The 25,848-nt window shown below is 41.5% G+C and carries 14 protein-coding genes and 1 pseudogene; 11 read left to right on the forward strand and 4 right to left on the reverse strand.

Going from position 1 to position 25,848, the window contains the following annotated elements:
• Nucleotides 1–3: 3 nt before the first annotated feature.
• From ACE01R_RS00910 to ACE01R_RS00925, 4 genes are all read left to right on the forward strand, one after another.
• Nucleotides 4–2,574, forward strand: coding sequence for a hypothetical protein (locus ACE01R_RS00910; protein WP_395544244.1), 2,571 nt, complete (start codon nt 4–6; stop codon nt 2,572–2,574).
• Nucleotides 2,567–3,898, forward strand: coding sequence for a hypothetical protein (locus ACE01R_RS00915; RefSeq protein WP_395544249.1), 1,332 nt, complete (start codon nt 2,567–2,569; stop codon nt 3,896–3,898). The genes ACE01R_RS00910 and ACE01R_RS00915 overlap by 8 nt, the downstream gene beginning before the upstream one ends.
• A 2-nt stretch (nt 3,899–3,900) precedes the next feature.
• Entirely contained in the window at nt 3,901–6,426 is a 2,526-nt protein-coding gene (locus ACE01R_RS00920; protein ID WP_395544250.1) for a hypothetical protein, read from the forward strand.
• Between the two features lie 75 nt (nt 6,427–6,501).
• The gene (locus ACE01R_RS00925) at nt 6,502–8,541 is read left to right on the forward strand and encodes a hypothetical protein (protein WP_395544251.1); all 2,040 of its coding nucleotides are present in this window, start codon (nt 6,502–6,504) and stop codon (nt 8,539–8,541) included.
• Between the two features lie 32 nt (nt 8,542–8,573).
• Here the strand turns inward: ACE01R_RS00925 and ACE01R_RS00930 are convergent, their stop codons facing one another.
• Nucleotides 8,574–9,197, reverse strand: a complete 624-nt coding sequence (locus ACE01R_RS00930) for a DUF4124 domain-containing protein (protein ID WP_395544252.1) — start codon at nt 9,195–9,197, stop codon at nt 8,574–8,576.
• Nucleotides 9,198–9,323: 126 nt separating this feature from the next.
• Between ACE01R_RS00930 and ACE01R_RS00935 the strand changes: the two genes are divergently transcribed.
• Complete coding sequence (locus ACE01R_RS00935) at nt 9,324–17,723, forward strand: PLxRFG domain-containing protein (protein ID WP_395544253.1); 8,400 nt, start codon at nt 9,324–9,326, stop codon at nt 17,721–17,723.
• 30 nt (nt 17,724–17,753) lie between these two features.
• On the opposite strand, the gene ACE01R_RS00940 is transcribed toward ACE01R_RS00935, so the two are convergent.
• Nucleotides 17,754–18,128: a hypothetical protein gene (locus ACE01R_RS00940; RefSeq protein WP_395544254.1), complete on the reverse strand. Its 375-nt coding sequence runs from the start codon at nt 18,126–18,128 to the stop codon at nt 17,754–17,756.
• A gap of 622 nt (nt 18,129–18,750) precedes the next feature.
• Between ACE01R_RS00940 and ACE01R_RS00945 the strand changes: the two genes are divergently transcribed.
• From ACE01R_RS00945 to ACE01R_RS00955, 3 genes and pseudogenes are all read left to right on the forward strand, one after another.
• A complete protein-coding gene (locus ACE01R_RS00945) occupies nt 18,751–19,137 on the forward strand; it encodes a hypothetical protein (protein WP_395544255.1) in 387 nt (128 codons plus the stop codon).
• 10 nt (nt 19,138–19,147) lie between these two features.
• A pseudogene (locus ACE01R_RS00950) lies at nt 19,148–19,636 on the forward strand (TIGR02594 family protein); the annotation flags it as partial.
• Nucleotides 19,633–20,010 carry a hypothetical protein gene (locus ACE01R_RS00955; RefSeq protein WP_395544256.1) on the forward strand — a complete coding sequence of 126 codons (378 nt, stop codon included), beginning with the start codon at nt 19,633–19,635 and terminating at the stop codon, nt 20,008–20,010. The pseudogene ACE01R_RS00950 and the gene ACE01R_RS00955, both read left to right, overlap by 4 nt.
• 662 nt (nt 20,011–20,672) lie before the next feature.
• Here ACE01R_RS00955 and ACE01R_RS00960 read toward each other — a convergent pair.
• Both ACE01R_RS00960 and ACE01R_RS00965 read right to left on the reverse strand, forming a co-directional pair.
• Nucleotides 20,673–20,918: a hypothetical protein gene (locus tag ACE01R_RS00960; protein ID WP_395544257.1), complete on the reverse strand. Its 246-nt coding sequence runs from the start codon at nt 20,916–20,918 to the stop codon at nt 20,673–20,675.
• 13 nt (nt 20,919–20,931) lie between these two features.
• The gene (locus tag ACE01R_RS00965) at nt 20,932–22,548 is read right to left on the reverse strand and encodes a tyrosine-type recombinase/integrase (RefSeq protein WP_395544258.1); all 1,617 of its coding nucleotides are present in this window, start codon (nt 22,546–22,548) and stop codon (nt 20,932–20,934) included.
• 140 nt (nt 22,549–22,688) lie between these two features.
• On the opposite strand from ACE01R_RS00965, the gene dusB reads away from it, so the two are divergent.
• From dusB to ACE01R_RS00980, 3 genes are all read left to right on the forward strand, one after another.
• Complete coding sequence (dusB, locus tag ACE01R_RS00970) at nt 22,689–23,714, forward strand: tRNA dihydrouridine synthase DusB (RefSeq protein ID WP_395544336.1); 1,026 nt, start codon at nt 22,689–22,691, stop codon at nt 23,712–23,714.
• 281 nt (nt 23,715–23,995) lie between these two features.
• On the forward strand, nt 23,996–24,559 hold the full coding sequence (locus tag ACE01R_RS00975; RefSeq protein WP_395544259.1) for a hypothetical protein: 564 nt from the start codon (nt 23,996–23,998) through the stop codon (nt 24,557–24,559).
• Between the two features lie 85 nt (nt 24,560–24,644).
• A protein-coding gene (locus ACE01R_RS00980; RefSeq protein ID WP_395544260.1) for an IS3 family transposase occupies nt 24,645–25,804 on the forward strand; the annotation gives its coding sequence in 2 pieces (ribosomal slippage) (nt 24,645–24,879 and nt 24,879–25,804; 1,161 coding nt in all).
• The last annotated feature ends 44 nt before the right edge of the window (nt 25,805–25,848 follow it).

Consider the following 25,848-nt stretch of genomic DNA (forward strand, 5'->3'; position numbering starts at 1 on the left):
ACTATGGCCCAAAAACCATATGGGCTATTTGTAAAGAACGATGAACCTACCAGGCGTGATTTAAATTTCATTGCAGCTGTAGTTCATCGTTTTTCTACTTATAAGGCCGAAGCAGACTTAAATGCACTCAGACAGGTCCATGACTTGCCGGATGGCGGCACCATGCTTATTCAGGATGCCGCAGATCTCTTTCGCGTTATCGTAGACAAGCAGCACCAGAAAGAATACCAGCTTGAAAAGAACGGCTATGTTAAGCCGTATATCCCGATGTTTTTTAGTGGTGTAATTACCCGGGCATCTGTGCGTGATGATCAAAAGGTGTCAATTAAAATCACCGAGCAGTGTAGACGACGTTTGGAGAGGGCTACCGATTCTAAAGCGGGTAAAGAATTAAGTCTTGAGCGTTTGACCATTGATCAAAGTTATGATTTTCCAGAATTTATCCCAAAAGAAGAAGGTGTATTAAAACGCACACAATATTTTGCACATAATCCTGCCTGGTATAGTGGGGCTATGGCCGAAGTTATGCAGATTGTTGGCGGCTATGGTAAGCAAGAGTTTGAAGCCTTGCCGGATCATCCGATTGAACGAGCTCAAATCATTTTGCCTGAAACAATATTTAAAGAGATCTGGCCAAAATACCAGAATGTCAGATTGCCAGGTTATGAAGGTGTTCCACCAGTTGATGGCCAGTTTCAGTACGATTACAAGTGGGCTAAGACACACGGCATAGCTTTTGATAGCAATCAAAATCCTTGGCTTGTTGAAATCAGTGATGCGGTTTATGTCATGCCGTTACCAATCATTCCTTTAACTGCTGATGCATTGTTTAGGAAATATGTAGAAGAAGAACTTCAAGATACTGAAATAATAAAAATTTTAGATAAATTTAAAGCATTACCTAGCGGTGAATCATTCCCGAAAGACAAGATTGCTTTTGACCGGTGGTTACGTGCCGGTGTGATTATTAAAGTCTGTGATGTGGCAGATTTTAGAAATCAACAATCCATGTTTACAGCATGTGGTTGGTCATTCAATACGCATGGCCATAGTGCATATAACACCGGCTACAGCTACGATTCAAAAGGCTTAATTAATTGCCACACGTACAGTCTTACGCTAACGCTTAATCCTTCTTTATGGCATTACGGTACCGAAGCGGTAAATCTCAATGATAGCCAGTTAAGCAGCGAAGAAAAAAACCAAATTGCCAAATATCTCAACCATATATTTAACCATATACGGGGCGGTGATGATGTTTTAAGAAATAGCCTGTTATATAAATTTCGCCATGTTGATCAAAATGAAATCCTGGCAAGATCAGGCGCAAGTAACTTTGAAGCAGAAGTTGAATATTGGGATAACTACCAGGCACAACCAATGGCCAACCATACCGGTCATGTGAAAAAGGTATATAGCGGTTATCTGTATCATCCGGCAAAGCCTGAATTTCAACCACAAATCAAGTTTCCATTCTTTGAAATGGATGGCTGTATCTCTTTTGACTTTTCAGCACTGGAATCTGGTGTCAGTGCAAAATGCGATACCATCATGTATGCCTACTATGAAGGCGATGATCTAAAAGTAGTGAAGTATTTTTATGACAACCGCACCTTTAACAAAGTGGTAGATACAGACTATGAAGAATATATGATCGTCGGTAAGTGGTACATGAATGAATACCAAGGCGATTCACGTATATCAGGAAATTTCTATACCACCGATATAGATGAGCGTAAGGAAACATCAGGTACTACAGTAGAAACCACCATAGAAGGGCGTGACCATGGTTATGATTCTAAACCTCATTTTGCCTTTGATTATTTCGGTTCAATTGGGGGTACCATGTGGAGAAACCGCTATTTCAGCCATTTAACAAAATCACTTAACATTGAAGATAGATCGGTAGTGAATGCCATCCTTATTCCCATGTTTAATCGGTTTACCGTATTACATGCCTATAAAGAAAACGAGAAAAATAAAACCTACCGTGAATCACTAGAACTATTTTATATAACCGATCCAACTTCATACCGTTACTGGACCTATGATTTTGTGTTTGCATGGCATGGCAATTTTGAGAAACGGACAGGACAACCCTATCCGGTAAATGGCAACCCGGTATGGGTAGAAATTGAAAACTATAGTCCAACACCTTATAGCGACTTTGCCGATCAAGGTCCTTGGGTACCAGGATTGCCGGCTGATTATACTTGGCTGATCCATCCTAAAAGCAGTGAGTGGAATCATAGCGGTGGCGGTGGTGCACCAAAAATTCATGAGTATTCAAAAAATGAATATCCAACGCTAGAAGAAATACAACAGCTGAAATGGCAGATTAAAAACTTCACGCTGCAGATTAAAACCAAAGATATTGATCGTAAGTATTTCACTGTATCGCCTGATCAAAATGGAAACATGATTACCAGGACAAGCAGTAAGGTTTCTTTTGGTGATAGTGAGTATGTCAACATAAGTGAAATCAATGAACAGCGAACTTATAGAGCAGTTGGCCAGTGTTCATTGGTAGATAGTAAATCTAATTATCACTTTGTAGGGGTTATCAATGAGTAATTATCGTGATGACGTACAAGAAACATTATTCATTAGCGACTTTTCATTCGCTAAAGTAAGGTCTGGTGATGCAGACCAGATGAGAATTACCGACACTGTTATTAGCAAAATCATTAATCGCTTGGATGATAGCTTAGTCATTTCCGACCAGGCGATTAATGCCACACTTTTATTGTTAGAAGATCGGGTTCAGATTTCGGACAGCTACACCGAAGTTATAACGGCAAAGGCATTGATAGTTGATGCTGTAAAAATTAAAGATACCAGTTTTGCCAAATACAAAACCAATCTTGAAGATTCAATTGTCATTGCCGATGAACTACGTTCAACCATCAAGGTTTTGCACCAGGATTCATTGCAGATCTCTGAGCAATATACAGGCAAAAATACGGCCACCAATATAATTCATGACAGCTTAAAAGCGCGTGACCAGGTTAGCAATTATAAAACTGCAAATAGCCTGATAATAGATAGCTTGTCTATCCATGACACTGTGAATGATACGCTGAAAAATATCATCACAGAACGCCTGGTATTGTCGGATGAGGTGCAGTCGTTTAAGCAATCCAGTCAGCTGATCAACGATAAATTAAAAGCCCAGGATAGCAGCTTTATCAAGTTTGCCGACTTGGTTCACGATCAAGTTGTCATTTCAGACAGCATTAAAACAGTTAATCGATTTAATGACCTGATTCAAGATAGCCTAATTTTATCGGATGTATTTATTGAGTTAAGTCAGCCGATTGATCTTATCCAGGATAGTTTAACGATCAAGGATGAAGGCAGCGGATTTAAAAAGGCGAAAGGACAGATTAACGATACGCTGTTTATTGATGATGAGAGCATTGATAACCATGACAGCCATATTGCTTGGAGTAGTAGCGACTCATGGGATATGTCACGTTACGACGCATTTAACTATGAACAACTTGTAGTAATTGATGGCCGACTATATGGCGTAACTGCAAGCGGTATTGAATCCCTGGACTATGGCCATGCTGAAATCGCAGCCAGGGTAGAAATGCCAAAGATTGACATAGGTAAAGGAAACCTAGCTCATCCACTCGGTATGTATATGGAATACACCCTCGAAGGACAAAGCAAGGCTTTCACTGTAGATGTAGGCACCACCCAATCAGGAAATTATCAGCAATACCAATACGCACTACCTGCAGAACAATCAGGACAGTTGACCAATGGCCGCGTATTGTTTGGCCGTGGTTTGCGTGGTCGGCATTTTAATTTCACCATCAATATGCTCGGTAAGTTTGGATATATCAACGATCTTTCTATCGACATTGCACAAACGAAACGGAGAGTTTAAGCATGATTATCCCTACTCTTAATGTCGTAGACCAAGCGATTGAGCAAGTCGAAGATAAGATGAAATACTTTGAAGGCCGCAGTAATGAGCTGCTTTCGAGTATGCAAGAAGCCGTAGGAACATTATCCAATGTCACAGTGGATCGTGTAGATAGTGTTCCTGTTTTACCCAATGCGCAAAATGCCACATTTGAGCCGATTGAACTACCAGAAACACCGAATCTTAGTATTGAAACGCCTAAGCCGTATGCTTTGGATCTTGATATTCAGCAGCCACCTAACTCGCCACAGCCAGGCGCGTTTCCTGGCTTGGGCTTTGATTTGCCAGACGCGCCAATCATGGCCAATGATATTCAGATTCCAAGTGAGCTTGTCAACTACACGCCTGAAACACTGGATACCAATATCGAGATTGGCGACTATGCACCGCTGACATTGACTGGACTGGATACCCATCGTAATCAGACCAGTATCGATATTGGTGTTTTGCTTGAGGGACTAGACTTATCTGATCTTGAATTACCACAAGCACCGGCACAGCCGCAGATTCAGATTCCTGAAATGCCTAACCTGATGGTGATTGATGCACCGACCCGGCCTAACGTAGATATTTCAGCAGTACAGATCCCGGATGCTCCACAGGTTTTATTGCCTGAAATGGAAGTTCTCGAATCTATCGTGCTGCCAACTTATGAAGTCGAAGCCTTCCCGATTTTTGATGAACGTCCACCAGAATTAAATGCCGAAGTGCCTACCGACATTGATGCGATTATGGCCCAGGCCAATCAAGTGATTACCACGGATTACCAAAGCTATAACAAGGATAGTGCAATACAGCCTTTAGTCCTGCAAATTCGCTCCTGGCTGCAAGGGAGTCATACTGGTACCGGTTTACCTGCAGATGTGGAAACAGCGTTATTCAATCGTGCGCGTGAACGCAATGCCACTGAAACGGAACGCAGTGTGCAAGAGGTAGTCGACCAGTGGGCAAGCCGTGGCTACTCATTGCCGCAAGGTGTGTTGCAAAAGCAGGTGGATGCCATCCGTGAGAATGCCCGTTTAAGAAATGCTGATCTGAACCGTGACATTATGATTCAGTCATTTGATAAGCAGCTTGAACATATCCGGTTCTTAACTGAACAAGGTATGGCCCTAGAAAAACTGAAACAGGATATGTGGCTTGCCTATGTTGGGAACATCCTGGAAGCGGCCAAGTTTCAAATTGAAAGCAAACTTAGTCTGTTTAATGCACAAATCTCGATTTTTAATGCGCGAAATGACGCTTTTAAATCGATGATTGATGTGTACAAGACCCGAATTGAAGGCGTGATTAGCAAGCTGAACGCATATCGTACTCAAATCGAAGCACAAGTTGCTATTGGCCAGATCAACCAACAACGTGTTGATGTGTTCAAAGCCAAGATTGAAGCGGTGATGTCGAACGTTGAAGTGTATAAAGCACTGATTCAGGGTGCAACATCCAGGGCCGACTTGGTGAAAACCCAATTCGATGCCTACAAAGCAGAAGTACAGGCATATTCTGAGCAGGTGGGTGCAGAACGGATTAAGGTTGAGATGTTTGATTCCCAGGTAAAAGCCGAAGGTACCAAAATTCAGGCTTATGAATCCCTGGCACGTACTTATGCGTCGACCATTGATGGGTTAAGCGCGAAGGCTGGGATTAAAAGTAAAGAAGCGGATATGAAACTGGAAGCGGCCCGGGTGCGTGTATCCGAGTTCCAGGCCAATACCGAAGCCTATCGAGCAGGGATTGATGCCAAGGCGCGTGAACTGCAGTTGCACACCGAAGCCTATACCACCGGACTTGAGTTATTTAAGACCAAGACACAATTACAGATTGAGAAAATGAATGCTCAAGCCAACGTAATTGAATCCGGTTCACGTACACGCATTGCCTATGCCGATGCCTTGGCCAAGTATGCGGAAATGAAAATTCGTGTTGGTATTGCCAACAGCGATACCTTGTCCAAGTTTGCAGAAATGAAAACCAGGACAGCCATTGCTGTATCGGAAGCACATTCCCGCTATGCAGACCTGGCATTAAGAACAACGATTGCTAACAGCGATATTTATAACCGCTACATTGAATCGCGTACACGTGTTGCTTTGGCCAATGCTGATACACAGTCCAAGTATGCTGAATTAAATTTACGCACAAACATGGCTTATGCAGATACACAAGCCAAGTTTGCCGATATGAAAATGCGTACATCGATTGCCAATGCAGAAACCCAAGCGCGGTATACCGATATGAATATCAGGACCAATATTTCTTATGCTGAAATGCAAATTAAGAAATATGAAGTCGATTTAAGTCATGCTTTGAAAAAGGCAGAACTGGCAGCTGAAAGTATGAAAGGCATTGCGCAGTTTAACTCTCAATTGGCCGCAGGTGCCATGTCAGCCATGCACGTATCTGCCAGTATTAGCGGCAGTGGTTCAAGTTCCATGTCATACAGTGCAAGTGAATCTAAATCTGAGAGTGAAAGCCACAACTACACTTATTAACATGCTATAGGGTTCGCTCTAAGTTCTATTTGATCAGTAACATTTGACTCATCAAATAAGATTTAGGGCTTTTTTATGGGCTTTGGTATTCAGAAAAAGGGAAAGCCACAACAACAGGGTGGCAAGATTGTAGGCAAAGGTACCGGAACTTCAGACGATATTAAAAAAATTGTTCCAACTGGCAGTTACATCATGCCTGCGGATTCAACTAAACAGATTGGTGCTGAAAATCTGGAAGAAATGGGAGAATCTAAAGAGAAGGACCGTGCCGAAACGGTAGAGGGTATGGGCGAACCCAGAGACGTTAATCTCAGTAACGGTGAATTCCAGTTCACGCCTGACCAGGTACATCAGGTGGGTGTGCAAGCCCTGGACCAAATGAAGGACCAGACACATACACCAGTTGATCAGCCACAAATTCAGGGTGGATTTGGTATCCATAAAAAACCTGAACTGTTTTTTGCAAACGGTGGTGTGGTAAGCCCTTACCCAAATGCAGATGATATTCGCAAGGCACAAGCACAAAAACAAATTGGTGGTCCACAGATGCGTGATGTAACGCCTGTACAACGTCAATTGCCCGCGACAACGGCTACAACCAATATACCTAATACCAGTGCACCGAGCACAGCAGCTGCGGAAGGTGGTGGCTTCGTTGGTGGTCTTAAAAATGTGGCCAAAGGTTTAGGTAAGTTTCATGGTGTAGGTTCAATGATTGGTGGAGCAGTTGATGGTTTCAATACAGACACCGAACAATACCGGCAACGTTTTGGCATGCAAACAGATAATCCTTCTTTCCTTGGTGACCTTGGGGTTCGTACATTAGGTGTGCTTTCCGATGTAGGGAATACAGCAACCTTTGGTTTGGCTGGACGAAATTTTGCAGATAAACAACAAGCAGCTGCAGAACAGAATTTAGCAAGCCAGCAAGCACGTTTTGCTACACATAATGCATCCAAGGCAGCACAACCAGTATCAACACCGAGTGTACCAGCACAACCTAAACAGCCTAGTTTTAATGACCAGGTAAATAATGAGTTGTATGGAACAGAATCGACTGTACAGCCAGCGAAAGCAGCATCACAAAATTCTGATCCTTATGCGATTCAGCAAAAAGGCAATAGCTTTAGTTATACCAATCCTGCGGCTGCAAACCAGGCACGTGCAGCAGGTGTTCCAGAATTACAGACAAGTGGCTTTGCCGGCGGCATTCGTCGTACGAATGATCCAAATGGTGTACGCAACTTCATGGCGAATACCCATGAAATGGGACCAACACAAGAGCAAATTAATCAAGCGCTCAATCAAACCTTGAATAACCAACAACAAGGATTTGGTATTCGATATCCAGACCGGCCACAACGTACAGACACACAACAAGCTGAGCGTGATCAACTTGTGCGTGACTTACGTACACCCATTGCTGGTGCCCGTGGTATGACATCAAGTCAGCGTGCACAGTTGTCTGAATTGCAGACCGGTGATGATAATCGTGCTACAACGATGTATAACACTGATGCTAATAACGCCACGAGTCAGGCAAATACTGCTTCGAATAATGCTGCAAGCATTGCGCAAACCATGATGCGTGAACAAGGCGCAAATGATCGTAATGCCTTGAGTGAATATGGTCAGACTTATCGCCAAGGTCAGGCATTAGATCAGGACACCGCCAAGTTTAGTGCAGATTTTGGATTGAAAAAACGCCAGCAAACATTGAATGAAACCAAAGAAGGTTTTGGTATTCGTAATGCTCAACGCATTGAAAAGCTCCAAGAAATGTATGACAAGGCTGAAACCAATGAGCAGCGTCAAAGTATTCAGGAGCGTATTAGTCGTTTGACTGGTGGTAAGGAGAATGCCCGTGACCGCTATATGACTGTGGGTGGTGGTCAGGAATGGAGTGAACAGGCTGGTGGTATGGTCAATCGTCCTCAACAGATCTTTGATACCCAGACACGCAATTATGTTGACTTGGGTAATCCATCAGGACAGCAAGCCTCTGCAGGAGCTACTCCAGCTAAATTCCAAGGGTATCAGGTTTATGAGGATGCTAATGGTAACAGTGCATATCTTGATCCGAAGACGGGGCAATTTATGCCAATTCCGAAATAGAATAAAGCCACCGCAATGGTGGCTTTATCTTATTAATTACACTGCATTTTCCCGCCAATGTTTTGACAGGATCCACCAGTTGATGGAAAGTAAGTATTTCCAGCAGCTTTATTATATCGTGTGCCATCCGATCCCCAACATCCAGCACTATCACAATTTGTAATTGATGATGGTGCGCGTTGTGGTGTCGGTGCAGAATAAGAATTTCTGGAATTTGAATTGTCAGTAGGCATATCCACACCATTCATGGCCGCTAAAGTTCTTAATTGGTTTGCAGTTAATTGACCATTTGGTGAGCCTTTATACGGTGTGCTGGCTTCCTTAATAATTTTTTGACGCAATGCTTCATCTTCTGCACTTCGTTCAGGCTGACGAGGTACCGTATATGCCGTTCTATTGCTATTTTGATATGGGTTAATGTATTGGGTTGGAATTGATGCATTAGATTTAAATTCTTTTCGTTGAGTTGACGCGGCTGGTGTAGATTCGAGTGATCTAAGGGTTTCAATCTTTTGTTGTTTTACTCCTGCAGGCGGTCGTTTGCTGGAATAGGTCACATTCCCTTTACTATCTACCCACTTATAATAATTTTTTGCATGCACTTGTGGTAAGCAAAGCCCAATTGTTACCCCAATAAAAATAATTCGTTTTAACATTATGTTATCTCTTAATTTTTTATAGTTTTATTAAAGACTGAAATGGGAGTAAATACAACACTCCTGTAGGGTTCGACCAATACCAATCTGAAACAGCATTATTCAGGCATACCATAGGAGTGTGTCATGCCTGATTCTAAAGTCATTAATAATCCATTCTTAGATGACCAGAATACCAATAAAGTCACTGAGCAAAGTGTATCTAAGTTTGATCCAAGTACCGCCAAGCCTGTAGTAGAGAATCAGACTCAAGTTTCAAAAGATAAAAATTTCAATTTTGATCCCAGTACAGCTAAGGCAGTAGATAAAGGATTTTCCGGTCATGCACGTGATTTGGGTGCATCACTCATGGGTGGTTTGGCTACGGTACCGGATATAGCTGTCGGTGTTGCTGATCTTTATACCGGTGGCCGGGCAGGTAAGGCAGTAGACAACCTTTCAGATAATTTCAAACTGGGTCAGGCACAAAAATATTGGCAGGATCAAAAAACAGATCAAGCCAAAGTGCAGTCACAACAGTTTGCTGATGCCGAAGGAATTATCGATAAGACCAAGGTGGCACTGTCTAATCCTTCGATTATTGCAAATACCGTGACTGAATCCCTACCATCTATGGCAGTGGGTGGTTTAGCGGGTCGTGGGATAAACATTGCATCCAAGGGGGCAATTGGTGCGGCTGCTTCAGGTGCCATTGGTGAAGGTGCTGTAATGGCAGGTTCACAGGCTGAACAGATCCGTCAGAAAACGGATGACGGCTTACTAACTGGAAAACAAACTGCAGCAGCAGCAGGTACTGGGGTTGCAGGTAGTTTACTTGGTTTCCTTGGTGGTACCGTGGCCAAAAAACTTGGCTTTGAAGATGTAGATACTCTTATGGCCAAGGGCGTAAAGCCTGAGCAAGTAGCACAAGAGATTACGCAGATTCCATTCTCGAGTATTCCAAAAAGTGTAGTACTCGGCGCTATCAGTGAAGGATTGCTAGAAGAAATGCCTCAGTCAGTGACTGAGCAGGTATTACAGAACTATGCATTGGACAAAGATCTATTTAATGGTGTAGATGATGCCATTGTTATGGGGACTTTGGCAGGTATGGCCATGGGTGGTACGGTTGCTGGTACCAGTCAGGCTTCAAAATGGGCTGGCCAACCAAATTCAGCAAACCCCGATACAAATAATGATGCGGATACCACTGGTTTAAATCCATTACTTCCTGCGCCAACCGGAGGAGGTAGTGGAATACCAGGTCTTGGTTATGATGGCTTGCAAGGTGAGTACATTCCTGCTGGTGCACAGGCTTCTGCACAGCCAACGCAAGCACGTCAGAATTTTGAATATGACCAAATGCCAACTGATGCAGAAAGTCAGATTGAATTTGGTGGATTATCCCGTCAGTATGCACCAACTCCATCAGAACAGATGGGTATTGATCCGAATGTAGGGCTATTGTCATCGGCTGCTGCAGCTGCAGTTGATACCGGTATATCTCAGCAATTTCAGATTGAGATGCAGGTACAAGCGGCATCTGAAGCATCACCTAACCCAGCTGGGAAAACCGAAGACAATAATGCACCATTACAACAGGCAGCAGATGCAGCACGACAGCTCACACCTGAACAGATCCACGGTACCCAAAATAAATACAGTCCTGAAGTTATTTCAGCACTTGAGACTTTACGCCAGCGTCAGCAAGGGGAGCAGAGTGGATCAGTCACCCTTAATGAAAGCACTCAAAATGAGGCAGCACAGCGAGGAAATGCACCGCTTAACAATGGAAGCCAATCACTTCCTCAGCAATATGACACCAATGCAACGTCGCAAATGGGAACAGCAACAGGAGCAGCGCAGAAGGGGCTACAACCTGCGCAATCTGATGCAGGTCGGGCCATCTCATCCAACCAAAGTATAAATGAAATCCAAACTAGCGAAGTGAAATCCAAACTACTTGGTGTTCAATCCAAAGTAACCGAACTAGAAGCACAGCTTGCCACTGAAAAAAGCGTACCTAAAAAGGCACAGATTCGTAAACAAATTGCTGAATTACAGAGTGAGCTTTATATTCAGGCACAGAGTGATGTAAATATCGACAACCCACAAAAGTCTACTGTTGAAAATCATCGTGAAAACTTTGCCAAGATGGATCGCTCTATCGCAAAAGTAAATGCTGTCCGTCAAAGAATGCGCGAAGCAAATCCTGAAATCTTCACCGAAGCAAATGATCGTGTACGTGAAACCCATGGTCTAACGAATGCGCGTGTCACTGCTATTGCTGACGAAATAGAAAGTTCAGGCAGTTATGAATTATCTGACCGTGAATATGACAAGGTTAAGAATAATCCAAATTATAAGATCGACTACAACCCTAAAACCTTTACCGGTAAAGTTATAGCTGTTAAGGATCAACATAGTGGTGAATGGCTAGGTAATAAAGAACAGTCTAATGGACAAAGTACTGCACAAATTAATACGGGTCATGTTACCCAAAATGAGATTCAAACTAGCAATAATCAAACCAGAGTATCTGAACTTGAAGCGCAGCTAGCTACAGAAAAATCTATACCTAAAAAAGCACAATTGCGTAAGCAGCTTGAAAATTTAAATGCTGAACGTGCGGCGATTTCTAAAAATAATGAACCAGCTATGACACCGGAATCATCATTACGTGAAGGTGCACGAAATGATTCAGTTACTACAAGCAGCTTTCAGATGCAGCCATTAGATCATGGCGCATTGAATGTTCCATTATCTAAACGTGGAAATATTGATGCACAATTGGATCAATATAAAAAAGAGCAGACTGCTTTAGAAAATGAAAAGCGCGCAATTCAAAAGGGTAATCATGCGGATGCCCAAGCTATTGCAAAACCAATGTTTGATACCTTGTCTACAGAACAAATCAAGACATATGCAAATAAGGCAGGCATCAAACCAAGTGAAGCCAAAAAAGAATTAAAAAGTATGACTCATTGGCAGCCACAAAAGGCAGTTAAGGTTTTTGAGGCATTAAAGGAAGTTGGAACTAAGCAGGATAAACCAGTTACCCCACCTACCTTACCTAACCTAGGTGGGGTAGAGCAAATACAAGTACTTGAACAACAATTGGCAGTTGAAAAGAGCGTACCGAAAAAGGCACAGATCCGTAAACAGATTGCCGAACTTCAGAAGCATAGCCCAATTGATCAAGCTGCACACCAAGCCGCAACCAGTATTCAGAATGATTTACCTGAACCAACCCAAGCACAAATTGAAGCTGGCAACTACAAGAAAGGTCACATTAAGGTACATGGCCTGGATATTGCCATTGAAAATCCACGTGGTTCTGAACGTCGTGGTACCGATCCTGATGGTAAAGAATGGTCTCATCAAATGAGTGACCATTATGGATATCTGAAAACCACGACTGGCGCAGACAATGAGCAAATTGATACCTATGTTGGGAGCAATCCTGAATCCGAACAAGTCTTCATTGTAGATCAGCTAGATCAACAGACGGGTGGTTTTGACGAGCATAAGGTCATGCTTGGGTTTAATTCGCAAGACGAAGCTATTAAAGCCTATTCATCAAATTTTGATAAAGGTTGGAAGGTAGGTCCAGTTCGTGCCATGACCAAGGATGAATTTAAGACCTGGTTAAAAGAAGGGGATACGACTAAACCATCTATGGATGATAAATCTATTACTATTACAGAGGAGAAGCAATTAGGTGATATATTTAACGAAAAATCTACGGGTCAATTGAAAGAGAATATTCATGAGCAAAATGACAGAGTGGAACGCGTACTTATTGAAAACGGGAATACTCAGCCAGGAGAGAGCGGAAGCAATTCGAGCACATCCGGACGCAATCATGGAGCTAGGAAAAGCAGAGCAGTTGGCATTGTCGAAAATAAGGATTCTGGAAGAATATCAAGCTCTACCCAAAGAGAAACAAGAACAGATGCCAACAATTCTACAAGAGTTGGAGAAAGCCAAGACAATAAAAGAACAAATGCCAATTTGGGCAAGGATTCGGAAGGCATAGCTAATGCTTCAGCAGAAATTAATATCGATGAATTACTAGGTAAATTAGCTGGCAAAGCAAACCGTTTAGCTGATGTGGTGGACGATTTAGCGGCTTTGAAAGACAGCTCAGAAGGAAATTATTCGCGGAAACTTTTGCGTTTAATTGCAAGGCTGAATCCAGATGTACGCATTCATATTGTTTCTGATTTAAATACAATAGATGATTCTGTAATTCGTGCAGGTTTAGTCGAAGGTGGTTTTTTTGTTCCTGATCAAGATACCTCTTACATTTACCCAAATACAAAATCATGGGGTGGTTCAAAGTTAGAGTTAGTCAATCATGAATTAGTCCATTCTGTCACTGAAAAATACATTACAGATGGTCATATCTCTAATGAGAATATGAAAAAACTGAATGAAATAAGGGATGCTTTAGATAATTACCGAATAGATAATTATCTGGATTTATCTGAGCATGCTGTTGACCGTTTGGATTATGCATCTAGTACAAATTTTCCGCATGAGCTATTTTCTGTTGGTATGTCTGAAACAGATATTCGAACAGAATTAAAAGAAGCGCTAGGTGAAAATGGTCTTGGAGAACTTGATGCCATTTTTAAGGAAATTTCAAATAGCCTCTCTAATACAAAAACGAAGAATAAAAAATTTAGCCATGCAGATGGCATAACTGCTGGATCTACAGTTAAACAAGTGCGTGAAGCCCTAATCAGCCGTTTTGGTGAAAAGACCATTGCTGATTTGGAAACTCAAGGCATTCTCAATATTGTTCAAGACCAGCAACAAGGCATGACCGGCAATGTTGAAGGCTGGTACGAAAACGGAAAAGTCACATTAGTTGCATCAAATTTGGATGCAGACAGCGCTGTTGCAACATTCCTGCATGAATTAGGTGGGCATGGCGGTTTTCAGAATCTGATGAACAAGGATGCTTATGCTGATTTAATGCATCAGTTTGAGCGTATGATTGAACAGGGAAATCCTGTTGCTATTGAGGCTAAACGTCTTGCAGAACGCGAACTGAATAAAGATGTACAGCTGGATGAATACCTGCCGTATATGATCACACTTGCATCACAGATGCAGTTAAAAAACATTGTACAGAAAGGTGCGATTAAGCGTTTTATGGATCGTATCGTATCCGCCGTAAAAGCTTGGTTGTATGACAAAGGCATCAAACTAAACCTGAATGAAAATGATGTCCTGGCCTTAGCTGAGCGTATGGTTGAAAAACAAAGTGGCATTACTGCAGTACAACGGGTGAAGCAGCAGCTAGAAAATACATCGGCATGGATGAAAGCACCGAATGGTAACCCAACCAGACTGACGGAACAGCAGTGGCTTCAGGTACGTACACCGGCATTTAAACGCTGGTTTGGCGATTGGGAAAATAACCCGGCACAGGCATCACAGGCGGTAGATGAAAATGGGGAGCCAAAAATTTACTACCATGGTACCGCGGCTGAATTTAGCAAGTTTAATCGTGGCGGTGGATTGCTTGGACGTGGTGTTTATCTAACGGATGACCTGGCCACAGCTCAAATGTATGGTGATGTAAAGTCCAATAATAACGGCATTGTGATGCCTTTGTTTGTGAATACCAAACAGACCATGCAAGCTACAGATCGAACCAGTCGTGAACAGATTGATCATGCATCTGCTTCAGGTCGTTTTGATGGTATTCGTCGTTCATTTCAAGATATGGATTTCCTAGTCGCCTTTAATTCAAATCAAGTCAAACATGCCATGAATAATGAAGGCAGTTTTGATGGTCAGAATGATGACATTCGTTTTAGTCGTCAATTCAATGCTCAGCAGACCTTTGACAACATCATGAATGGTGTTAAGGGACTAAATGTACAAAGCACCAAAAATTGGGCAGGTAATAAGTGGATTGACTGGCTAGGTTTGGCTTTATCTGGATTGGGTCGTCGTCAGTTAACCGAAATTTACAGCAAAATTTTACCGTCACTCAGTAAATATAATGAGCTCGCAGCGCAAATGGATGCGGATAAAAATGATGCTGGTGCTGAAGCCGATACTATTGTGCGTGAATGGTCCAACTTGAAGGATGATAACCAACTTGCAGACCTGATGCATGATGCAACGCTGGCAAAAATTGATCCGGTAAAACCGCATGTGGCAGGCGATAGCATCATTAAATATAAGCAGTTACGTGATGACTTCAATGCGCTGAGTCCAGAAGCGCAAGACATCTATTTAAAGGCCCGTGATGCCTACAAAAAGCACTATGCCAAAGTGCACCAGGCTATTAAGGAACGTATCCTGCGGTCAGAGCTCAGTAACACTAAAAAGGCTGAGTTACTGAAGGACATGGATAATCAATTTTTTGGTTATGTGAAAGGCGTGTACTTTCCATTGGCTCGTTTTGGTAAATACGTTGTGATTGTCCGCAATCAAAATGGACAAGTTGAAAGTGTCAGCCGGGCCGAGACCATGGCAGAAGCTCAAAAAATGCGTGCCAAAATGATGAAGAAATTCCCGTTGTGGAAAGTAGATCGTGTGATTCTGGACAAGGAATTTAATGCATCCCGGGACGGGGTAGGTCGTGGATTTATGTCGAGCCTATTTAGTGAAGTGGATAATTTAGGTTTATCAACAGCTGAACAGGCTGAATTTGAAGACACCTTAAGCCAGTTATATTTATCTTCCATGCCGGATTTATCCTGGGCAAAACATGGTATTCACCGTAAAGGTACCGCAGGATTTAGCCAGGATGCACGTCGTGCTTTTGCCCAGAATATGTTCCATGGTGCCGGATACCTTGCCAAGCTGCGTTATGGTGACCAAATGGCAGAGCAGCTGGATGAAATGCAAAAATATGCAACTGAACAGGCGAAAACTAATCCTGAATATGATCAGCCTAAGGCGCAGCGTGTCATTGATGAGATGAATAAGCGTCATGAAAACCTGATGAATCCGAAATCCCATCCACTTTCCAGTATGCTGACCAGTGTAGGCTTTATTTATTATTTAGGTCTGTCACCAGCTGCAGCGATGGTCAACTTGTCACAAACACCTTTGGTGGCATATCCAATTATGGGTGCCAAGTGGGGATTTGATAATGCGGCGAAGGAATTGCTTAAGGCATCGAATGACTTTAGGAAAGGGGTCGAGTTCCATAAAGTCAAATGGGAAGGTACCAAGACGGATCTATACAAAGCCGTCAGTTCAGATATTTCCAAGTTCTTAAACAAGGATGAGCAGCAGGCATATAAAGATGCTGTAGATCGTGGTGTGATTGACGTGACCCAGGCGCATGATCTTGCCGGTATTGCCCAAGGTGAAGATTCTGGTGTGATGTGGAAAATGCGTCCAATTATGCGTGCTGCCAGTACCATGTTCCATAGTGCAGAGCGTTTTAACCGTGAAGTGACCTTTATCGCTGCATACCGTTTGTCACGTCAAACTGGTGCAACACATGACACCGCATTTGATCAGGCCGTGGATGCTACATATAAAGGTCATTTTGATTACAGTTCTGGGAACCGTCCACGGATTATGCAGGGCAATGTGGCCAAGGTACTTTTACTGTTTAAACAGTTTGGCCAGAACATGATTTACACCTTGTCGCGTCAAACTTATCAATCCATTAAAGGTGAAACTGAAGCGGAACGTAAAGAAGCACGTCGTGCATTAGGTGCTGTACTTGGGATGCATGCGGCATTTGCTGGTGTACTTGGTTTGCCATTGGTTGGCTTCTTACTTGGTGCAGCTTCCTGGATGGGTGGAGATGATGACGATCCATGGGATGCTGAAGTTGCATTAAGAAATTATTTGGCAGAAACATTTAACCCGACGATTTCTAACTTGATCATGAAAGGTGTACCACGAGCAGTAACGCCAATTGATATGTCAGGCCGGGTCGGCATCAATAATTTACTATTGCCAGATGTACAGGAAGGTTTAGAAGGAAAACGTTGGGCTGAGTCTGCCATGTCTGCGGCATTAGGTCCGGTTGCCGGCATTGGTACCAATATGGTGAAAGGGGCGCAGGAAATTTCGGAGGGTCATAACCTGCGTGGTGTTGAAACCATGTTGCCAGTCTTCCTGAAAAACTTTGCCAAAACTTACCGCTATAGTGATGAAGGTGTACAGGATAAAACCGGAGTTTCCATTATGGATGAAGTAAGTTCAATGGATCTGCTTGTTCAAGGTATGGGCTTTTCACCGAGTGATGTACGGACTGCGAATGAAGGTAAGTCCGCAATCTTCCAGGCGAACCGAAAACTAAATGAGCGTCGAAGCAGCCTGATGACATTGTGGTCCAGAGCAAAAATGATGGATGACCAAGAGGAAATGGACAACATCTGGGAAGAAATCCAGGGTTTCAATGAAAAGAATCCTACGCGCCGAATTACTCGTATGAACCTGAATCAAAGCTACCGTAACCGTAAACGTCGTATTGATCGTGCTGAAGATGGGGTTTACCTATCCCGTAATCAGCAAGGTGTACGTGAAGCCGGGAATTTTGCGTTTGCTGAATAATAAAGAAAGCCACCCTCGGGTGGCTTATTCTTAAGATTGGTTTTTATAATGACTTTCTTGGTCTTCAATAAATTCGAGAGACCGATCCAGCATAGTACCTGTGATTCCAATCAGACGTTTTAAATCGCGAAAGACATGCGCTGGAATAGAGTGAACTTTTTGCAACAATTCAATGAGATTTTCATTCTCATTATCTATAGCGGTGAGCATCGCTGCAAAGTCTAGTAACTCTGCATGTGCACAAGCATAGCCTTTGGCAACATCGCCAGCGGCATAAACTTGATTTTTTGACGAGTCTTGTATGATACTAGGTGTTGTTGATATTCGCGTATTGACACTAGAACCCTGTGATCTTGGCGGAGAGCAGGGTTTTTCTATGCCTAAATTTCTACTATATTTCCCCATAAAAATTTCTCTTTGGTCTGATTTCTACTGAAATTTTATATTAAAGATTCCTACTTTAATAATGATCATGAATTTAAAATATAATAACAAGTTATGTCAATGATAAATGTTGAATTTTTTTAAAAGTTAAGTTAGTGGTGACTTAATAAATGAAAATTAGTAATTTTATAAAAGTAAATTTTCATGTTATTTAAAATAAAAAATACATAAGTATATGAAAACAATAAATTAAAATAGTTGTTATTTTATTTTTTTAAGTATATTTATTATGCGCAAAAGAATAAAAATATTATTTGATTTATAAATATAATATGAAAATAATAATATTATATAAATGGTTTTATATAATATTATATAGATAATATTATTTCTATTTTTATAGGTTTATAGTTTTCTATTTTTATAGGTTGTGCTACAGAAATAAATATGAAATTCATTAACTTAATGAAAGTTAGAAAATTATTTTGTCTTGTTATGTAAGGTCACTTAATAATATTTTCGGTCCCTAAGCAAGAGTACTGCATACCATACAGTATGGCTTTTACCCTGTAGGGTTCGCTAAAGGCTGAGGAAATAAAGAGACTGTTCATATGAGCGGTCTTTTTTATCTTAGGTGAATAAAATGCAGGAAAACACGATCCCTTGGATCATCAAAATAATCCCAGCCATTGTTGGGGCAATTCTTGCGCTAGTGTTAAGTGGGGACATTGATAAAAGCGGTAAAGTCCAAGTGTCGCTAGGGGTCATTGGTAAGTTTACTGCGAGCGTTACGGTCAGTTTGTATGGCGGTTCGGCCTTTATTGAACATTTTGGATTGTTAACAAAATCAACCATGTTTCAGGGATTCATCATGCTGATGTTTGCCGTATTTGGCCTGATGGCCATTGGTATTCTTTATCAATCGATTGCCCTTATGAAAGGTAAACCCTTACCCGAAGTCATCTTTGAGATTAAGTCTGCATTTGCTGCAATTTGGGGAAGCCGGAAGGGGGGATCAGGCGATGAGTAATCAAAGCCCAGAATTATCCTGGATGCAAGAAGCTTATAAACACAATGGCTTAAAAGAGAATACCAGTAGAAAGCAACATAACCCAACAATCTTGAATTGGTTAAAAGAGTTAAAAGCATGGTGGTCGGAAGATGAGACCCCATGGTGTGGTGTATTTGTTGCTATTTGCTTAAAACGTGCTGGTATTGAATATCCATCTGCATTCTATCGTGCACTGGCATATCGTGACGATAAGAAAGAATTAGCCAAGCCAGCCTATGGTTGTATTGCTACCAAAACTCGTCAAGGCGGTGGCCATGTATTTTTCGTGGTTGGCAAAACATCATCTGGAAAAATTGTTGGTTATGGTGGTAACCAGAATAATTCGGTGAGCTATGCGCTATTTGAATCATCTGATCTTGAATATTACTGGTATGGCAAAACCAATGCGCCGGCAGCATTACGTTATAACTTGCCATTAATTAAAAATGTTTCAGCAACGAAGGTGACAGAAGCATGAATGTAATTGATGCGTTTCTTGCTCCATTTTATAAATGGATCATCCTGGCTTTACTGGTCTTTATTTTAGGTTATGCCTGGTATGCCAATGGCCTTGCTGGTGATTTACATACAGCACAAAGCCACTGTGATGCACGCGTAGAAAAAGTACTTAAACCTTATAAAGATGCTGAAAAAGCAGCTCAAGCCAATGCAAATAAAGTGAGTGAACAACATGAGGAAGCAAAAAAAGCTGAGCGTGTGCGCACAGAGATTATTAATACAAAGGTCGAAAAAATCGTTGAGCGTCCTGTGTATAGTGACGTTTGCTTTGATGCTGACGGCATGTCAGTGGTCAACGAAGCCGCAACCTCAGGCATTCCAGATTCCAGCTAATTTAAAGCAGGAGTGTCCTGAATTAAGAAAACTTGAATTAGGCACCCGGGCAGAAGTTCTACGTGTGATGGTTGATGATCGACGTAAATATGCAGAATGTTCTCAAGGTAAAAAGGCATTGATTGATGCTGTAGAAAAGCCCTCTAGTTGAGGGCTTTTTAGTTCCACAGAATAAGAATAGGAGCTTTGTTTCTCCTTTTTGAGCAACTTATAGAAACAAGTAAGTTTGATTCTCTTTAAGTAAGTTCAAATCAAGCAAATCATAAGTTTAAATGTCTGAAAAAATGTCAAAGCATTTCATTTGTTTATCAAAAACTTAAATCTTAAATAGGTTAAATTGTGTCAGTGATTATGTCGAAATAAGCAAGATTACTTCCTGGTTAAGCAAGCAACAGTCAAGCATTTCGTTATGTTTAACGATATGGTCTATTCATTTGTGATGGCACTAGGTAAAAAAATACCCATATGAGGGCGTATGGGTAAAAACTAAGGACCTTGGAAGTCCATTCAGAAACTAGAGTGATTGCTGGTGCGTATTTTGTATACTAATTAAATAATTTTCAGTGGCAAAATCTACCAAAAATTAAATTAATATGAACTAAATCAAATTTTTATCAAAATTTAAGTAATGATTTATTGAGTAACTCTATTGTTAAATTAAGTCAATCTCCAATAGTTCCCAACACTGGAACCATTCTAGGTCCGGCTAAACGTGCTTTGCTTACAATTTCAACCAACTCATCATAAGTTAAATTGAATGAGTCCTCGCTATCAAAAATATAAACAACATTTTTATCTTTTAGTTCATCTGGCGTTTCAGGAACAAAACGCGCGGGGATTAATTGTTGTGTTAACTGTTGATCAGTCAATGTTGGAATATTTTTAATGTTGCCGTCGAATTTTTGCATGAGTTATAAGTCTCTATTTACGAATCAGTTTAGTTTGATCAAAATTACAATATTTAGTGATATCGAACCATGTAATTATATTGGTTTCCCATTTATAAACCCGGTCGTTTTCCATTTTTAAAACATCTAGACCACTGATGCTGAAATGAGTCGCATCACTCGGCAATTGATCCCAGGTTACGGTGGCATGCTCAGTAAACCAATTTTCCCACGCATTTTGGATGTATGGCACCACAAAATTTTGCTGTACATCATTCCAGGCAAAAATGTTTTGAATACTGGATTTCTCTTTATACATGTCGATAACGCTTTTAGTTGGCCTGAAAGATTTCATGAACCGGTTTAAAAGCTCCTTAATAAAGGCATATTCAGTATTGATAACATCTGGTGTTTCTACTTGTGCTAATGACAGCTCCGCCTCAGCAATATCTTCTGCAGCGACATATCGTTGTTTTAAGGCGAACTGTGAATAGTTATCGTCATATTGCTGCTGAGCAAATTTAATTGCAGCAGGGTAGTCCAGACGTTCACCACGCTTGCGCAGGTTCACGTAACGTTTAAGACTGTTCCATGAGCTATGTAATGTGATGGTCTGTAATTGTGGAATAGTAAATCCATCTTCGGCGTAACGTGTAGCAGCTTCATGGCGTAAATCATGGAAGCGTAAATCTTGAATATCAAGTATTTTGCAGGCTCTACGAAAATAATCGGAAACTGTTTTCACGTTGACTGGGAGTAATAAATTATCGCTATAGCCAAGTTCCAGCATGCGTCTACGCGTGGTCGGTTCCAGTAACTCATTAATCATTAATAAAGCATTAGGTTCTAGGTGTGCAAACTTATGATTGCCTTTAGATCCATCTGGATTTTTAACGTCACGTATTTTCCACTGGTTATTTTTCTTATCGAAATCATCCAGGCGCATTTCGCATAGTTCACCTTCACGTCGACCAGTATAGATGGCCAGCCACATTACCAGGTGCATTGGTACCGCATTGCGCACACGTTTCCATCCTTTGTAGAAATAATTGGTGAGCAACTGAAGTTCCTCCGATGTGACTAAACGATCACGCTCTTTTGACTTGGTGACAATACGTGCTTTCTTTAATCCAATGAGTGCTTGGGATAACTCATTCTTGGCGTTTGCAACGTTTTCGCCCCAGACCAGTTCTGCATGATGAAGTACACTTGAAATGAGGGATAGGTCTTTTAATGTAGTGGACGGACTTACACCATCTTTCATCTGCATTGGGTCACCTTTTCTACGCTCTAACGCAAAAGATGAAAAATCTTGACGTGAAAGGGTATAAACATCCTTTTGTGTAATATCATACGCACAGATATTATTCAGTGCAGAAACCTTGGTATCAGCAAATTCATCGCTAATTTCTTCAATGTATTGTTTAATGAATTGTTCCAGCGTTTTAGAGACGATCTTTGCTTCTGGATCCAACATAGTTGGATTGACGAGTATTTCAGCCTCAATACGTTTGATCCATTCTTTGGCTTGGGATTCTTTTGGAAATGTTCTTGTTTTGATGAATGGCGGTAAGCCTTTACGGTTTATTCGTATTTGCGCCCTGTAACGCGACTTTCCGTCTGCTGTTATTCGTTCTGCAATTGTGCCCATGATTTACGCCAAGATATAATTTACGCCATATGGCGGATTATGGCGCAAAATAGGCGCAAATAATAGTTGAGATTGTTGAAGAATGTTTAAGATAGTTGAAGAATATAGGAAGTAAGAAATTGAGTAAAAACAATGTTATTATAGATTTGTTTGATAAATCAAAGACTACGCCTATTTTTGTCGCTCCGATGGCAGGTGTTACGGATCGTCCCTTCCGGACGCTGTGTAAATATTTTGGTGCAGGACATGCCGTCAGTGAAATGATGACCTCGGACCAGACTTTACGCATGAGCAAGAAAAGTCTGTACCGTGCCAATTTTGATGGAGAATTGGCACCGATATCGGCGCAGATTGCCGGTTCTGAACCCAACGAGCTTGCGGAAGCAGCACGCTATCAGGTGGCGAATGGTGCACAGATTGTTGATATCAACATGGGTTGTCCGGCCAAAAAAGTCTGTAATAAATTAGCAGGTTCTGCGCTTTTAAAAGATGAAGACCTGGTGGCACGCATTTTAGATACTGTGGTTGCTGCAGTGGATGTCCCTGTGACTTTAAAAACCCGTTTAGGGTATTTAAATGGTCATGAAAATATCCTGAGAGTGGCTAAACGTGCGCAAGAAGCGGGTATTGCAGCCTTGGCACTGCATGGTCGCACCCGTGAAGATATGTACTTGAATACGGCACGTTATTCTTTGATTAAAGAAGTCAAAGAAATGTTGAATATTCCTATTATCGCCAATGGTGATATCGACAGTCCCGAAAAAGCCAAATATGTACTAGATTATACGGGTGCGGATGCAGTGATGATTGGACGCGCCGCACAAGGTCGTCCCTGGATTTTTCGTGAAATCTCCCATTATTTAGCCACAGGCCAGCATTTAGCTGCACCGAATATTCAAGAAGTGAAAGATGTATTGTTAGGACATTTGTCTGAACTGTATGATTTTTATGGTGAATACTCAGGTTGCCGTATTTCTCGTAAACATATTGCCTGGTATACCAAGGGTTTACGCTCAAGTAATGAATTCCGCCAAAATATGTATAAGGTTGAAAGTACGACTGAGCAGTTTAATGTGGTGGAAGACTATTTTAATCAGCTCCTTGCTCAGGGAGAAATTATGAGTGATGTACAGGTGGAGCAGGTTAACCTGCTTGAAACTAAATAGCCTTTTATTCGTTTTCTATTTCCATGTTTCAAATAGGTCACTGCTCTTTATTTCAAAGGATTTCATCCAAAAAAGAGTAGTGATTTTTCTTTATCAATACTTTTGTGCGTAATTTGTATAACAATATTAAAAGAATTACATCCTACAACATCTCATCACCCATTCAGGACACTTATAAGACATAGCTTATTCAGAAGTGCTTTATGCTGAATTTTTCTAAAGCTTAAATAAGCTGCTTGTCTAAACATTTTGTATATAGATAGGATAGAAGGAGAAAGCGAATGGTCAATATAAATCGTCCTATGATGGAAGCTGATCTTACTCATCCAAATAAACGTCCAGAAGAACCAAGAACAGATGTGCATGCTGATCCTATTAGCGATAAGGAAAGTAATCGGGTTCCTGACATGAATGAAGCAAATGATCACCCTGTGGGTACAAGTATTGGTACAGTGAGTGGTGTAGCAGCTGGTGCTGCCCTTGAATCTGCAGCTGGTCCTGCAGGTGCGGTAGTTGGCGGTATTATTGGTGATGTGGTTGGTAATGAGGCTGCCGATGCCATCAATCCAGTCGAAGAAGATGCCTATTGGAGAGAGCAGCACCGCGACAGACCTTATTTCCATGAAACCCAAAATACCTATAGTGATTTAGATTATGATCGGGATTATCGCGTTGCCTATGAGGTGGGATATAAGAATCGTCCTTTGTTCGACAGTGATACACATTTTGAACAGGTAGAAACTGAATTGAGAACCCAATGGGAAGCAATCAAAGGCCCATCCCGTTTAGATTGGGAGCAAGCAAAGTATGCTGCCAAGGATGCATGGCTTCGTGCTCCATGCTAGATGAACGTTGAACTGATCCTAGACAAAATAATGGACAGTTCATCCCTCTAAAGATAACGTAACGTTAACTTTGGAGACAATAAAAATGGCTAAACGCTTTAGTCCAGAATTTAAACAGCAAGCAATTGATTATGCACTTTCAAACTCACACGAGTCTGTAGCTGCAATTGCCCAGAAATTAGGTATGGGTTATTCAACATTGGATAAATGGATTTGTGAAACTAATTCGGCAGGTTCAAGCAAACGCCAACATTCACCAGAACAACAGCGGATCTTAGAATTAGAGAAAGAAGTCAAACAGCTCAGGGAAGCCAATGACATCTTAAAAAAAGCGCATGTGTACTTTCTGACAGATCATGCCAAGAAAAGTACACGGCAATTCAAGATCTGGCTGTGAATGGAATCATTGTATCTTCTGTCTGTAAATCCCTGGGTGTGAGCACTTCAGGCTATTATTCCTGGCGAAAATGCAAGGCCAATACAGCGCAGAAATATAATGACTTAAAAGCCGTATATTGGCAGCATCATGCACGATTGGGTGCACCATCACTGGTACATGACCTGCATGATTTGGGTTACAGCATGAGCGAACGGACTGTTGGAAGAATGCTGAAAAAGCTTGGTTTACGTAGCAGGATTTCGCGTAAATACAAGCATACGACAGATTCAAATCATCGTTTGCCCACAGCACCAAATCTGTTGGATCGCCAATTTACAGCCACTCAGCCTAATAAAACTTGGACAACAGACATTACCTATATCCGAACCAAAGAAGGTTGGCTGTACTTATGTGTGATGCTGGATCTATTCAGCCGTCGTATTGTCAGTTGGCAAACTAGCCATCGAATAGACCGCCAATTGGTGTGTGATGCATTTAACTATGCCATGGCTCGTCAGGGTTATCCAACGGGTGTCATGGTACATTCGGATCAAGGTTCACAGTACTGTAGTCGTGATTTTAGAGCGCTATTACTGACAAATGATTGTATTCAAAGTATGTCACGCAGGGGGAACTGTTGGGATAATGCAGTGACCAAAAGCTTCTTTCATACATTGAAAGGTCATGTGGTACATGGCAGTGTGTTTTCGACTCGAAAAGAGGCGAATGCTGTCTTGTTTGACTATATTGAGATTTATTACAATCGGGTGAGAAGGCATTCTGCAAACGGCTGGTTAAGTCCAGAAGCCTTTGAGCGGAAATATTTTAAGAATTTAGAGGGATTTGCTGTCCACGATACTGTCTAGGATCAAACAAAAAACCTCTCAACTGAGAGGTTTTTTATGGAATA

Source organism: Acinetobacter sp. BSP-28 (assembly GCF_044130285.1).
Lineage (GTDB): Bacteria > Pseudomonadota > Gammaproteobacteria > Pseudomonadales > Moraxellaceae > Acinetobacter.

Excerpts from the sequence above, each read along its gene's own strand:
- ACE01R_RS00910 (WP_395544244.1), top strand. The coding sequence starts at position 4 with ATGGCCCAAAAACCATATGGGCTATTTGTAAAGAACGATGAACCTACC.
- ACE01R_RS00915 (WP_395544249.1), top strand. The coding sequence starts at position 2,567 with ATGAGTAATTATCGTGATGACGTACAAGAAACATTATTCATTAGCGAC.
- ACE01R_RS00920 (WP_395544250.1), top strand. The coding sequence starts at position 3,901 with ATGATTATCCCTACTCTTAATGTCGTAGACCAAGCGATTGAGCAAGTC.
- ACE01R_RS00925 (WP_395544251.1), top strand. The coding sequence starts at position 6,502 with ATGGGCTTTGGTATTCAGAAAAAGGGAAAGCCACAACAACAGGGTGGC.
- ACE01R_RS00930 (WP_395544252.1), bottom strand. The coding sequence starts at position 9,197 with ATGTTAAAACGAATTATTTTTATTGGGGTAACAATTGGGCTTTGCTTA.
- ACE01R_RS00935 (WP_395544253.1), top strand. The coding sequence starts at position 9,324 with ATGCCTGATTCTAAAGTCATTAATAATCCATTCTTAGATGACCAGAAT.
- ACE01R_RS00940 (WP_395544254.1), bottom strand. The coding sequence starts at position 18,128 with ATGGGGAAATATAGTAGAAATTTAGGCATAGAAAAACCCTGCTCTCCG.
- ACE01R_RS00945 (WP_395544255.1), top strand. The coding sequence starts at position 18,751 with ATGCAGGAAAACACGATCCCTTGGATCATCAAAATAATCCCAGCCATT.
- ACE01R_RS00955 (WP_395544256.1), top strand. The coding sequence starts at position 19,633 with ATGAATGTAATTGATGCGTTTCTTGCTCCATTTTATAAATGGATCATC.
- ACE01R_RS00960 (WP_395544257.1), bottom strand. The coding sequence starts at position 20,918 with ATGCAAAAATTCGACGGCAACATTAAAAATATTCCAACATTGACTGAT.
- ACE01R_RS00965 (WP_395544258.1), bottom strand. The coding sequence starts at position 22,548 with ATGGGCACAATTGCAGAACGAATAACAGCAGACGGAAAGTCGCGTTAC.
- ACE01R_RS00975 (WP_395544259.1), top strand. The coding sequence starts at position 23,996 with ATGGTCAATATAAATCGTCCTATGATGGAAGCTGATCTTACTCATCCA.